Raw genomic sequence first — 13,033 nt, forward strand, 5'->3', positions numbered from 1 at the left:
ATCTACGTGGGGGTGATGCTCACCTCGCTGAATCGCGTGGTGCTGCGGACCAGGGGGCTGCGGGAGCAGACCACCAGGCCCACGTAGTAGGGGGCGTCGCCGAAACCGGGGATGTCTCCCGCGGCGAGGGGGGTCCAGCTGACGCCGTCATCGGTGGAGAAGGACGCGGTGAAGGTGGTACCGGTGCGCTGCAGCCGCAGCAGGGTCGGCGGGGTGACCGTGCCGCTGCCGGAGAACACGGAGGCGCCGGCCACCGTCTTGCGCAGCATGAGCTGCGCGGTGGTGCCGCCGGTGACGATGGTTCCGGCGGCCTGGTCGAACGGGGACAGGGACTTGGCCATGAGCAGGCCGACCCGGTCGCCGCTCGCGCCGTCGCGGGAGACGAGCCGCGCGGTGACCTCGCAGTCGCCGGTGACCGGCTGCCGTACGAACTGCCCGGTCATGCCCTGGCCGTTGACGTTCAGGTCGACCCCGGCACCGCGGACGACGAGGGTCCCGTCCTCGTACGCCGTACTGCCGGGGGTGCTGATCGCGACGACGCCGAACGTCCCGAACGGGCGGTCGTCGAGGACGACGTCGCCGAGGTCGCCGTAGGTCCACGGGTCGGGCGGGGGTGTGCCGACCGTGAGCTTCAACGTGCCGGTCCCGTCGCCGGCGGCGTTGCCCGCGGTGGTGGCGACGGTGAACTCACCGGTCTCGGTGGGCGTTCCGGACACGACACCGGTGCGCTTGTCGAGGCGCAGGCCGTCGGGGAGTCCGCCGGCCGTGAACCGCACGGGCTCGTGCGAGGCCCGCAGCACGTGCCGGAAGGGCACACCCCGGTTCGCGAACGCCGTGTTCGCGGAGGTGAGTTGCGGAACCGAGGGGGTCGGCATGGTCGCGGCGGCCGGTTCCGACAGGGGGCCGCGTCCGCCGTTGGTCTTGGCGACGGCGTAGTAGTACGTCGTGCCGGGCGTCCCGGTCGCGTCCGCGTACTGGACACGGGTGCCGAACCCGACCGCGCCGACGCCGGTCGCGAGGGTCTCGTACCGGCCGCCCGCCGTGGTGGCCCGCAGCACCTTGTACCGGGCCGAGAGGTCGGGGTCGGTCCAGGCGAGCTCCACGGCGTCGGCGCCCGCGGTGGCCCGCAGGTCGGTGGCGGCGCGTCGGGGACGCGGGGTGCTCCACACCTCGCCCCTGGCCGACGACGTCACGGTGACGTTGTCGAAGGCGCCGGTGCCGGTCTCGGCGTACTCCTCGTCGACGCCCAGGCATGAGGTGAGGGCGAGCCCGGCGTACGCGGTGCGGCCGAGGTCGACCTCGGTGGAGCCGACCTCGCTCCAGTTCACGCCGTCCGGGGAGATGGCTCCGGTGCAGGTCCGGCCCTTGCGGGTGATGCGGACCCAGTACGGCATCCGCAGGCGGTAGCCGTCGCCCGCGCCTTCGACGTACGGCGCCTGAAGGGGGGTCGCCGACTCGGGCAGCTCACCCAGGCTGGAGATCGGGAACGACGCGCTGGTGGTGATGGCCGTCTGCTGGCTGGGCGGCACGGGCGTGCTGCCGGTGCCGGAGACGGGCGCCCCGGCCTCGGGCCGTACGGTCCACACGCCGCTCCAGGTGTGCAGCGGCAGCCCCTGGATCAGCATCGACGCGTGGGCGGCGGCCGCGTCGAGGGAGCCGCGGAGGGTGACGCCGATCTTGGAGTACTGGGAGCTGAGCGGGAACACGATGCGCGCGGTGACGGAGCCGTCGCCGGGCAGCGGCAGATGCACCACCCGGTAGGAGTCCGCGGTACCGCCGGCCTCCAGCACGAACCGCTCCCCGTCGAACAGGGCGGACCCGGTGCGCTCGACGTCCCCGACGTCCCGGGTCGCCCATGGCTCGGGCAGTCCGGCGGTGGCCGCGACCCAGCCGGAACTGTCGCTGCTGCCGTGGGAGTTGGCGGCGGCGACCTGGTAGTAGTAGGTCCGTCCGGTGCGGGCACCGGTGTCGGTGTACGTGGGCTCGTCGATGCCGGAGGCGATCTCCTCGTACGGCCCGTCGGGGGCGGTGGCCCGCTGGACGGTGTAGGCGCTCGCCCAGGCCGACGGCAGCCAGCTGACGGTGACGGACCCGTCCTCCCCCGCCGCCGTGACGCCCGCCGGGGTCGCCGGCACGGTCGGCGCGGGTGCCTTGGCGCCGGCGTAGGTGAAGGTGCCGAAGCTGGGCAGGTCGTCGTTGCTGCCCTCGACGAGCCGGGTGCCGCCGGTGCCGCGGAAGACGGCGGCCTTCGTGTACGGGGTGTCGAGGCCGCGGACGCCGGCGTAGTGGGAGTAGTACATCTCGTAGATCGGGGGGAGGGTGCCGCGTCCGGTGGCGGAGACGGTCTTCTTGATGTACTTGCCGGTGCGGTCGAGGTCGGTGGTGAAGGGGACGTCGCCGCCGAGGTTGTAGCGGGCGGCGTACTCGGCGTTGGCGAGGATGCGGTTGTCGGCGAAGCCCCACAGGTCGACGCCCTGGTTCCAGGCGACCTGCGCGGCGTCGCCCATCAGGCCGACGGCGAGCTGCTCGTGGCCCTGGTCGCGGCCGCTCTCCTGGCCCTGGCCCGCCTCGGTGACGACACGGTTCAGGACGCTGCCGTTGCCCGCGCCGGCGGCGGCGAACCGCAGGGCGTCCTCGAACAGGGTGGGCTCCTCGCAGAACACACCGATGGCCAGGATGGACTGAATGGACGTCAGGTCCCAGTTGCCGTTGGCGTAGAGCATGTAGCCGGACACGGCCGGATACCAGACGTCCAGGAAGGACCGCTCACAGCGGGCGATGTCCTGCGCGTCCCAGCCGTCGTAGCCGGAGTGGCGCAGCAGTTCGGCCGCGTTGACGAACTTGAACGCCTGCAGGCCTGCGCCGAGCGGGCCGTCGGCCCCGGTGATCCCGGTGAGCGTCCTGGACCAGACGTTGAGGATGTCCCGCGCCTTGTCCGCGTTGGCCCGGTTGCCGGTGACGCACCACATGAGCGCGTTCTGGTAGGCGGCGGCCGAGTCGGCGACCGCCTGGTTCTGGAAGTTGGTGGGGCCGCGGCCCCAGGTGATGATCTGGCCGGTGTTCTGGACCGCGTACGTGGACTTCGACCGGGCGTGGGCGGCGAACGTGAGGTAGCCGTCGTAGACCGGGGACTCCTGCGCGGCGACCGCGGCCTTCATGCGGTCCAGGTCCTCCTGGGAGTGCAGGAGGCCGGGGTGTCTGAACGTGAACGCCGCTTCGGCGGCCGTCCGGGCCCACGCGGCCGTGGCGGAGGCGGACAGCAGTCCGCCCGCGGCCACGGCCGTGAGCCCCGCCGCTCCGAGGAACGACCGTCTGCTGAGGGAATGCACGGGTGTCTCCTGGTTCAGTGGCGCCGCGTCACGCGTGCGCGATGGTGAGCGTGACGGTCCGGGTCGCGGTGCCCACGCTGTTGGTGGCCGAGACCGTGACGGGGAAGGTGCCGACGTTGTCCCGGGCGGTGCCGGAGATCAGGCCGGTGGCGGTGTCGATCTCCAGGCCCTTCGGCAGCCCGTCGGCGCCGAACGTCGTCGGCAGTCCGCTCGCCGTGATGAGGTGGTTGAAGACCTGGTTCTTGGTGGCCGTGGCCGCGTCCGGGCTGGTGATCTGGGGCGCGTCGGCGGAGGTCGCCTCGGTGGAGTTCAGGAACCGCGCGTTCAGCACGTGCTCGTTGGCGTAGGCGGGCATCATGTCCCAGAACGTGTACCAGCCGGGCTTCTTCATCCCGTTGCCGATGAACTTGCCGTTGATGACGAGGTTCTGGAAGGTGACGTTCTTGATGGCGTGGTCCGCGTCGTAGCCGACCAGGACCGACGGGTTGGCGTGCGTCCCGGTGTACGTCATGTTGCGGATGAAGACGCCGTCGATGCCGCGTCCGACCGAGGTGTTGTAGCTGGTGTTGTACATGACCCGCATGTTGATCAGCTGGCCCCAGCGGAAGTCGTCCACCCGGATGTCCTGCGCGCGGACGTTCTTCACCAGGTTGCTGTCGCCCGGGTTGAGCGCGATGCAGCCCTGGTAGTTCATCTGCGGTTCGCGGTGGTCGAGGATGTCGATGTTGCTGAAGACGAGGTTCTCGATGGTCTCGGGGTTGTCGGTGTTGCCGTGCGTGCCGACGTTGATCGGGTGCGCGACGTCGGCCCAGAGGGTGGAGTCGCGGACGGTGATGTTGCGGCAGTCGCCGTAGTAGTCCCAGCGGTGGGCGTAGATGGCGATGCAGTCGTCGGCGTTGCGCATGTAGACGCGGTCGATCAGGACGTCCTCGCTGGAGAAGACGTCGATGCCGTCGCCCCACTGGCCGTGGCTGTAGGAGTGGAAGTCACGGATGGTGACCTGCTTCGACTGGCCGACGGTGATCGCGTAGCCGCTGCTCGGGTTGAGCACCATGACGCCGTCGACCTCGATGTTCTCGGAGTACTCGATGAGCACCCCGTTGGCCGAGTTGTAGATCACGCCGCGGCCGCGCAGCCGGGCGTTCTCCACCTCGTGGAACTCCACCCGGGACGTCAGCACGGCGCCGCCGGCCAGGTAGACCGTCTTGCCGCTGGGCACCTTCACCACGCCGTCGGTGGTCTTGTGCAGACCGGGGCCGAAGTAGATGACGTCCTCGTCGTCGGGGTCGGGGACGTGCGTCTCGATCGCATTGGCGTGCAGCTGGAGGTTGTTGAAGATGTCGCCGTCGATCTCGATGGAGAGGTTGCGCGGCTCGGTGAGGGTGAAGCTCACCGTGGCGCCGTCCACCGTGAAGTCGATGTCGTACGACGTGGGGCGGATCCGCGCGGTGCCGATGGTTCCCTTGGCCGAGGTGACGGCGATTTCCACGGTCCCGTCGAAGTCGAACATGGCCACGGAGGAGTTGTAGACGGGACCGCTGCCCGTGTTGGCGTCGATCATCTTCGCCCGGGCCCGGTAGACGGGCACCGTCTGCCATTCGCCGCCCTGGGTGCGGGCCTTGACGGAGTAACTGGTGTTGGTGGGGACCCCGCTCGGGATCGGGTACACCACCAGCTTGTCGGGGGCCCCGGCCGCGTCGGCGGCTCTCGCGGTGCCGGCCGCGGCGCCGAGCAGAGTGTACGCGGCGGCGGTGGCACCGGCGGCCTGGAGAAGGGTGCGCCGGGACGGTCCGGTGCTCTGGGCGTCGTTCATGAAGCGGTTCCTTCGGCGAAGAGGGAGATGAGAGAGGGACACGGGGAGGACGGCGGGGCTACTTGAGCCCGGACGTCGACATCCCGGCGACGAAGCCTCGCTGGGCGACGAGGAAGATCAGCAGGATCGGGACGACGTACATCACGGAGGCCGCGGCCTGGAGCTCGGGGACGGGCGTACCGGCCTCGCTGACGTAGGCGGTCATCACGGCGACGGCGAGCGTGGTGCGGTCCGTGGACAGCAGCAGTTGCGGGGCGATGTAGTCGCCCCAGGTCCAGGTGAAGGCGATGATGAAGCTCGTGGACAGCACGGGCCAGGACTGCGGAAGGAAGATCCGCCAGAAGATCGCCGCGTATCCGCAGCCGTCGACGATCGCGGCCTCCTCCAGCTCGCGTGGCATGCTCGCGAAGAACTGCCGGAAGAGGAAGACCAGATACGGCGCCGCGGACAGGCCCCACAGCACCCACGGCCAGTACGTGTCGACCATCCCGAGCTTGGCGAAGATCAGGTAGGTGGGCAGCAAAGTGACCATCTGGGGCAGCATCATCGAGCCGAGCAGGACGCCGAACAGCCACTTCTTGCCGGGTGCGTCCAGGCGCGCGAAGCCATAGCCGACCCAGGCGGAGCTGAGGGTGACGAGCGTGGCGTAGAGCAGGGCGATGATCAGGGAGTTGCGGGCGTAGCCGAGGAAGTCGATCTGGTCGAAGGCGTCGGCGAAGTTGTGCCACTGGAAGGCCCGGGGCAGCCAGTGCACGGGCGAGGCGGCCAGTTCGCCCTGGGTCTTCAGGCCGCTGAGGATCAGCCAGCCGAAGGGGCCGAGGAACAGTCCGGTGACGGAGACGAGGACCGTGTAGAGGGCGAGGCGCTTGGCGCGTATCCGCACCCGGACGTCGGGCGGCGCCGGCTTGGGCGGCAGGCTGGTGGCGGTCACTTCTTCGCCTCCGGGTCGACGTTGTAGAACACCGCGCCGGACGTGAACTTGAAGATCAGTCCGGTCACGACGAGGATCAGGACGAAGAGCACCCACAGCAGCGCGGAGGCGTAGCCGTAGCGGCCGAGCGCGAAGTACTGCGCGAACACGTGCATCATGTAGAGGTAGTTGGACTGCGGGACCGTGGTGATACCGCTCGTGTCGCCGAGCGGCGCCAGCAGCAGCGGCATGATGGTCTGCACCGAGGCGATCATTCCGGTCACCGTCTGGAAGAGCAGGACGGGCGACAGCAGCGGCACGGTGATACTGCGGAAGGTGCGCCAGGCACTCGCCCCGTCGATGCGGGCGGCCTCGTGGAGTTCCCGGGGTACGTCCTGCAGCCCGGCCAGCGAGATGATCATGACGTTACCGGCGCCCCACAGCACCGTCATCAGCAGCACGTAGCGGGCGTAGGGGTCGGCCAGCCAGCCCACGGCGTCGATGCCGAAGAAGGTCAGGACGCCGTTGGCGGCACCGGAGTTCTGGTCGAAGAGCAACTTGAAGGCGAGGCCCGCGCCCACCGGCGGCACCACGGCGGGCAGATAGATCAGGGTCCGGAACAGGCCACGCGCCTTGATCGGCCGGTTGACCAGGACGGCGAGGGCGAGGCCCGCGATGATCGACAGCGGCACCGAGGTCACCGCGAAAAGGCCCGTGCGACCCAGCGCGTCCCAGGTGACCGGGTCGTTCAGCAGCTCGCGGTAGTTGCCGAGTCCCACATAGCGCCAGTTCGGGGAGATGCCGTCGAACGTGGTGAAACTCAGCCACAGCGCGTACACCATCGGCGTGACGGTCAGCAACAGGAAACCGACGATCCAGGGCGAGGTGAACATGTAGAACGCCCGGTGCCTGCGCGCGGTCATCGAGATCCGCCGCCCGCCGGTGGCGGGTGCCCGACCGGCCCTGGCGGCGGCGCCTTGCCGGCCCGCGACGGAGGAGATCTGGTCGACCGTCATCCCACTTGCTCCTTACCGCGCTTGAGCTGCTCGTTGATGGCCGAGTTCAGGCGCCCGGCGAGGGTGTCGACGGAGATCTGGCCGTTCATCGCGGCGGGCGCGATCTGGTTGAAGAGGGCGTCGACCGCGTCCGCCCTGCTGTAGGGGGTGAAGGAGACCACCGAGAAGTGCTTCAGCTCGTTCTCCTGCACCTTCAGCACGCGCTTCTGGTAGTCCTCCTTGGCCGGCATCAGCGACCGCATCGACTTCAGGGTGGGGATGCCCCAGCCGCCGGAGGCGCGGGCCTTGGCGGGCTCCTCGCCGAAGAACCATTCGAAGACCCGCCATGCGGCGTCCTTGTTCTTCGACCCGCGCGGCATCCACAGACCGGTGCCGCCCTGGCAGGCGCTGATCCGCGGACCGCCCGAGAAGACCGGGGCGGGCGCCAGGCGGGACACCGCCGCCAGCTTCCTGTCGGTGCCGATCATGCCGCCCATCCAGTAGCCGGAGTTCGACATGGCCAGCCGCCCGGCCTGGTAGGTGGGCCCGTCCCAGCCGTTGGGGTCGGGCTGGATGAGGCTCGGCCCGACCTTGGTCCGGCAGTAGTCGATGTACCAGGCCAGCGCCTTGCGGGCCTCGGGGGTGGTGAAGTCGACCCGGGAGAAGTCGTCGTTGAAGAGGCTGCCTCCGGCGGACACCGTCATGGTCGCCAGGAGCGTGGACCGGGTCAGTCCGCCGTAGCTGCCACCGAAAACCGTGGTCTGGCCCTTCTTGCGCTGCACGAGACGCTTGGCGGTGTCCAGCCACTCCTCGTACGTGACCGGCTCGGTCTCCGGCGGGTAGTCGGCACCGCCCTTGTCGAAAGCCGCGGTGTCGTACCAGTACATGGAGTCCTGGGAGAAGTCCTTCGCCATGCCGTAGCGCGGCCCCTTGCCCTGGGTGCGGCCGTCGTACCGCCACAGGTCGTTGACGGGGTCCAGGTCGTCGAGCTTGAGGACACCGCTCCGGGCGAAGTAGGAGTCCAGTTCCTCGGCCACGTCCCGCGCCGCGAAGAACGGCGCGTCCACGGCGCCGACGCCGCGCACCAGGTCGGGCGGGTTGCCGTTGGTGAGCATCGCGATCAGCTTGGTGATGTCGTACTTCACCAGGAGGATCTTGATGCCGAGGTCCTTCTTGGCCTGTTGGACCTGCTCCGGGAGGATGTCTCCGGAGTTGACCATCACGGTGACGGTCTCACCCGAGCCGCTGACGCCGCTGGACACCTGCATCGCGCAGCCGCTCAGCGCCGACGCACCGGCCATGGCACCGCCGGCCGACAGGGCGAGGAATCGGCGCCGACTGGGAGGAGCACCGGCATGCGAGCGCATGAAGGCCTCACCTTCTGTCTCAAGGGGAACGCGCGACTCCTCGGTCGTGCACCCCGGATCGCAGATTTCAGTAACAGGTAGCAACCGGTTGCTACGGCCGAGTGGGCAGAGCTTCTTCCGGCCAGAAGGGCACGTCAAGGGTCTTCGCAGACTTTCGAAAACTCTGCACAAGGGCGAGGACGGGCGGGCGCCTGGTCGAAGGGCGGTCGAGAGGGCTGAGCTGTGAGGCTCTGAGCTGGGGAAATGTGCGTGGATCGGGTCGTCTCCGCTGTGGAGTCGGCGGTCTGGGCGGGCCGTCGGCGAGGACGGAGGCGTTGCGGTCGGCGGCACTCATGGGTCGACAACCGGTTGTGAGCGGGATCGGTTCGCGGTGCCACCGATCCACCGGAGCTCGCCCTCGGAAACGCGTTACGGCGGCCTGTTCCGGGCCCCGTTCGGTGGGCTGTACTGATCAATCACGCGAAGCATCACCATGACATGGGCATTTGGTCCCGATACCGGTCGAAAGATTTCCCCGGGCCGTGGCCCGTTCCGGTGATTGACCCTGCCTCCACGGCAGATCTACGGTAGAAGACGCTTTCAGAAAATGTTTCCCCAGCCCCCCAGGAGAGTCATGCCCAGCGCCCAGTTGCCCAGGGCCGTGTTCGCCATGGATCCGGTGCACCTCCCGTTGCTCTTCCCGGCGCCCCTGATGGACCGGCTCCAGCGGACGGCACGGATCGACCCCGCGCTCGTCGTACGGGACTTCACCGACCCCGCCGCCGACCCCGCCGTCGCCGCCGCACTGGCCGACGCCGAGGTCCTGATCACCGGCTGGGGCTGTCCCCACCTCGACGCGGACACCCTGGCCGCGACACCCCGGCTGCGCGCGGTCCTGCACGCGGCGGGCTCCGTCCGCTCGCTGGTCGGCGAGGCCGTCTGGGACCACGGCACCACCGTCTCCAGCGCGGTCACCGGCAACGCGCTGCCCGTCGCCGAGTACACGCTCGCGATGATCCTGCTGGCCGGGAAGGACGCGTTCACCCACCGCGAGCGCTTCCGCGCCACCCACGCCCAGCCGACGTCGGCCGAGACCGCGGCCATCGGCAACGTCGGCCGCCGCGTCGGCGTCATCGGCGCCTCACGGGTCGGCCGCCGCCTGCTCGAACTCCTGCGGCCCCACGACTTCCAGGTACTGCTCCACGACCCCTACGTCGACGCCGCCGAGGCCGCCGCACTCGGTGCGGAGCCGGTGTCGCTGGAGGACCTGCTGCGCCGCAGCGACATCGTCAGCCTGCACGCGCCCGACATCCCCGAGACGCACCACATGCTGGACCGGCCCCGGCTCGCGCTGATCCGGGACGGGGGCGTGCTCATCAACACCTCCCGGGGTGCGCTCGTCGACCACGAGGCGCTGACCGGGGAGCTGGTGTCCGGCCGGCTGCACGCGGTCCTGGACGTGACGGAGCCCGAGCCCCTGCCCGCGGACTCACCGCTCTACACGCTGCCGAACGTGTTCCTCACCCCGCACATCGCGGGGTCCCTGGGGAACGAGCTGGAGCGGTTGGGGCAGATCGTGGTGGAGGAGCTGGAGAGGCTGGCGGGGGGTGTGGGGCTTGTGCATGAGGTGCGGCACGCCGATCTTGCACGGGTCGCTTGAAAGGGCCCATCACCCCTGCCGGTCACCCCGGCCGGAAACAACCAACCCCCACCCCCTCAGCATCCACCCCCCGCACCCTCCCCCACCTGGAGGAACCATGGGATACGGTTTCCGCACCGGCGAGAGGCGCCGCACCTCCGGCCTCCCCGGTGATCCGCACGCGACGGTGAAGGAGCCGCAACCGTGAGTCAGCGCAAGGCGCCCGCGGACGCCGGCCGGGCGACGATCCGGGACGTGGCGGAGCGTGCGGGCGTGTCCGTGGCGAGTGTGTCGCGGGTGCTGTCGGGCAACTACCCCGTGTCGGAGGACCTGCGCCGTCGGGTGATGAAGGTGGTCCGCGACCTGGACTACGTCACCAACGCCCACGCCCGCTCGCTGGCGGGGGGCGGTACGCCGACGGTGGCGATCCTCATCAACAACATCACCGGGGCGGCCTTCGCCCATGTGGCCAAGGGCGTCGAGGGCGCGGCCACCCTGCGCGGATGGCTGTCCCTGGTGGGTACGACGGGCGACGACCCGGAGCGCGAGCTCGCCCTGGTCAACATGATGCGCCAGCAGGGCGTGGCCGCGGTGGTGCTGCTCGGCGGGGCCTACGACTACGAGGAGTACCAGCTGCGGATGGCGCGCTTCGCCAGGTCCCTGGACGCCGCCGGCTCGCATCTGGTGCTGGTGGGCAGGCCGCCGCTGGAGGGCGACGTGCCGGCGACGACGGTGGACTACGACAACGAGTCCGGGGCGTACGCGATGGCCAGCCATCTGCTGTCGGCGGGGCACCGGGAGGTGCTCGTGCTGCCGGGGCCCGCCGGACTCAGCACCGCGCAGGCGCGATTGCGTGGCGCACAGCGGGCTTTCGAGACGTACGGGGTCCCGTTCGAGCCTGAGGCGGTGCGGCACGGACCGTACGACGACGAGCACGGGTATCGCGCGGTCGAGGGGGCGCTGCGGGACGGTCTGCGGTTCACGGCGGTGCTGGCCGGCACGGACGTGGTCGCCGCGGGGGCGCTCCAGGCGTTGCGCGCGGCGGGGCTGAGGGTGCCGGAGGACGTCTCCATCACGGGGTACGACGACATCCCGCTGGCTTCGCAGCTGACGCCCCAACTGACCACCGTGCACGTCCCGTACGAGGAGATGGGGCGGGTCGCGCTGCGCGCGGTGGCCGACCGGCGCGAGGCCGGGGCGGGGCGGCGCAAGGGCGGCGACGGGGAGCATCTGGTGCTGGGCACCCATGTCGTCGTACGGAACTCCGTGCGGCCGCCGGCACGGCGCGACTGATGTGGTTTCGTAAACGGTTTCTCGATGTTTTACGGGGCGCGGGGAGCCGTTCGCCTCGCGCCCTCGGCAGCGCTTGCCGCCCTGAGACGCGCGCCTGACCTGCGGTTCCTTGCGTACCATCGGCGCTGTGGCCGCGTGCCCGGTCGCTATCGCCCGGACCGGGCCTCGTAACAAATTTCTCGCACACCTCTTGATAACGGCCGACCCGTCGGCCTACCTTCGCAGCAACCGGTTTCTACAGCTTCTGCTTGGCCGAACCCCCCGCAACCGCGAGCCGGCGTCCACGAGGCGCCTCCCGGCCGCCGTTCCTGGCCAGTACCGAGCCGCCGTCCCTCTTCTGAGACGCCTACTTCCGAAGGATCACGGTCAGATGAACTCCCTCAGCCCCCGGAGAAGGTTCGCCCGCGCCGCTGTCGCGGGACTCGCGCTGACAGGTCTGCTCACCGCCTGCGGCGGGTCCGGGGACGACACGTCCCCGAAGTCCTCCGTCCCCGTCACCCTCCCCTTCTGGGGCTGGGCCAACGGCCAGGAGGCGGTCGTCAAGGCGTTCAACGCCTCCCACAAGGACATCCAGCTGAAGTACACGAAGGTGACCGACCAGCTGACCATGCAGAAGCAGCTGACCAACGCGGTCAAGGCGAAGAACGCGCCGTGTCTGGTGCAGAACACCGCCGAGTACGTCACCAGCTGGGTCTCCCAGGGAGCGCTCGCCGACATCAGCAAGTACGTCGAGGCCGACAAGGACAAGTTCAACGCCGGCGCCTGGGCCGGAGCGCAGGTGCAGGGCAAGCTCTACGGGGTCCCGACCAGCTCGGCGCCCAACTTCACGATCTACCGGACCGACATCTTCAAGAAGTACGGCATCAAGCCCCCGGCGACCTGGGACGACTTCATCGCCGCGGGAAAGGTGCTCACGAAGCACGGGGTCAAGATCACCAACTTCGCCGGTGAGGACCCGAGCACGCTGGAAGTGCTCGCCATGCAGGCGGGGGCCCACTGGTACGCCATCGACGGCAACTCCTGGAAGGTGGACTTCCAGGACGCGGGCACCCGGAAGGCCGCCAAGGTGATCCAGGAGATCATCGACAACGACCTCAACTCGAAGCTGTCGTTCGCCGACTACGCGGCCGTGCAGCGCAACTACGACAACGGTGGCACCGCGACCCGGCAGATCTCCACCTGGCAGATGGCGGGCATGGTGCAGAACTTCACCAAGTCGTTCGGGAAGTGGGCGCTGTCACCGTGGCCGACGTACGCCGGTGAGGCGGCCAAGACGCCGGCCGGTACCAACCTGACCGGCAGCGTGACGCTGGTGACCCAGCAGTGCAAGTACCAGGAGCAGGCCGCGCAGGCCGCGCTGTGGATGTCCACGGACTCGGGTGCCGTGAAGACGATGGCCAGTCCGACCACCGGCAACGGTGTGATGCCGGCGCTGGCCGACAGTGACTCGTACGTGCCCGAGGCGATCTCCGAGAAGTTGCTGGGCAGCAACTACCAGCCCGCTCAGCAGGTGGTGAAGGACAGCCTGAAGACCGTCACCACCGACTGGACCTTCGGGCCGGACTGGACCGCGATGTTCACGGAGATGCAGGCCGGCTGGGCGAAGGTGATCAACAAGCAGCAGAAGGTGACCGACCTGCTCGCGCACATGCAGGAGTGGACGGTCAACGACCTGAAGTCCCGCGGCATCAGCGTCAAGGGCTGAGGC

8 protein-coding genes are annotated in these 13,033 nt (G+C 69.5%); 3 read left to right on the forward strand and 5 right to left on the reverse strand.

The genetic code is table 11. The features are described 5' to 3' along the window. Positions 1–2 precede the first annotated feature (2 nt). From IG99_RS08615 to IG99_RS08635, 5 genes are read right to left on the reverse strand one after another with little or no spacing between them, the layout of a single operon-like run. A complete protein-coding gene (locus IG99_RS08615; RefSeq protein ID WP_037671577.1) occupies positions 3–3,329 on the reverse strand; it encodes a putative Ig domain-containing protein in 3,327 nt (1,108 codons plus the stop codon). Positions 3,330–3,357: 28 nt separating this feature from the next. Continuing rightward, entirely contained in the window at positions 3,358–5,142 is a 1,785-nt protein-coding gene (locus IG99_RS08620; protein ID WP_037671579.1) for an Ig domain-containing protein, read from the reverse strand. Between the two features lie 58 nt (positions 5,143–5,200). Then, on the reverse strand, positions 5,201–6,073 hold the full coding sequence (locus IG99_RS08625) for a carbohydrate ABC transporter permease (protein ID WP_037671580.1): 873 nt from the start codon (positions 6,071–6,073) through the stop codon (positions 5,201–5,203). Beyond that, a complete protein-coding gene (locus IG99_RS08630; RefSeq protein ID WP_037671582.1) occupies positions 6,070–7,068 on the reverse strand; it encodes a carbohydrate ABC transporter permease in 999 nt (332 codons plus the stop codon). The genes IG99_RS08625 and IG99_RS08630 overlap by 4 nt, the downstream gene beginning before the upstream one ends. Continuing rightward, positions 7,065–8,414: an extracellular solute-binding protein gene (locus IG99_RS08635; RefSeq protein WP_037671583.1), complete on the reverse strand. Its 1,350-nt coding sequence runs from the start codon at positions 8,412–8,414 to the stop codon at positions 7,065–7,067. The genes IG99_RS08630 and IG99_RS08635 overlap by 4 nt, the downstream gene beginning before the upstream one ends. Before the next feature lie 613 nt (positions 8,415–9,027). Between IG99_RS08635 and IG99_RS08640 the strand changes: the two genes are divergently transcribed. The 3 genes from IG99_RS08640 (at position 9,028) to IG99_RS08650 (ending at position 13,030) form a co-directional block, all read left to right on the forward strand. After that, positions 9,028–10,053, forward strand: a complete 1,026-nt coding sequence (locus tag IG99_RS08640) for a hydroxyacid dehydrogenase (RefSeq protein WP_037671585.1) — start codon at positions 9,028–9,030, stop codon at positions 10,051–10,053. Between the two features lie 183 nt (positions 10,054–10,236). Beyond that, positions 10,237–11,325 (forward strand): LacI family DNA-binding transcriptional regulator, encoded by a 1,089-nt coding sequence (locus tag IG99_RS08645; RefSeq protein WP_037671587.1) that lies wholly within the window; start codon positions 10,237–10,239, stop codon positions 11,323–11,325. 370 nt (positions 11,326–11,695) lie between these two features. After that, a complete protein-coding gene (locus IG99_RS08650) occupies positions 11,696–13,030 on the forward strand; it encodes an ABC transporter substrate-binding protein (protein ID WP_037671589.1) in 1,335 nt (444 codons plus the stop codon). Positions 13,031–13,033: the final 3 nt, after the last annotated feature.

It is taken from the genome of Streptomyces griseus subsp. griseus, from assembly GCF_000720255.1.
GTDB classification, from domain to species: domain Bacteria; phylum Actinomycetota; class Actinomycetes; order Streptomycetales; family Streptomycetaceae; genus Streptomyces; species Streptomyces griseus_I.

Coding starts and splice junctions, on each gene's coding strand:
- IG99_RS08630 (WP_037671582.1), bottom strand. CDS start 7,068: ATGACGGTCGACCAGATCTCCTCCGTCGCGGGCCGGCAAGGCGCCGCC.
- IG99_RS08635 (WP_037671583.1), bottom strand. CDS start 8,414: ATGCGCTCGCATGCCGGTGCTCCTCCCAGTCGGCGCCGATTCCTCGCC.
- IG99_RS08650 (WP_037671589.1), top strand. CDS start 11,696: ATGAACTCCCTCAGCCCCCGGAGAAGGTTCGCCCGCGCCGCTGTCGCG.
- IG99_RS08620 (WP_037671579.1), bottom strand. CDS start 5,142: ATGAACGACGCCCAGAGCACCGGACCGTCCCGGCGCACCCTTCTCCAG.
- IG99_RS08640 (WP_037671585.1), top strand. CDS start 9,028: ATGCCCAGCGCCCAGTTGCCCAGGGCCGTGTTCGCCATGGATCCGGTG.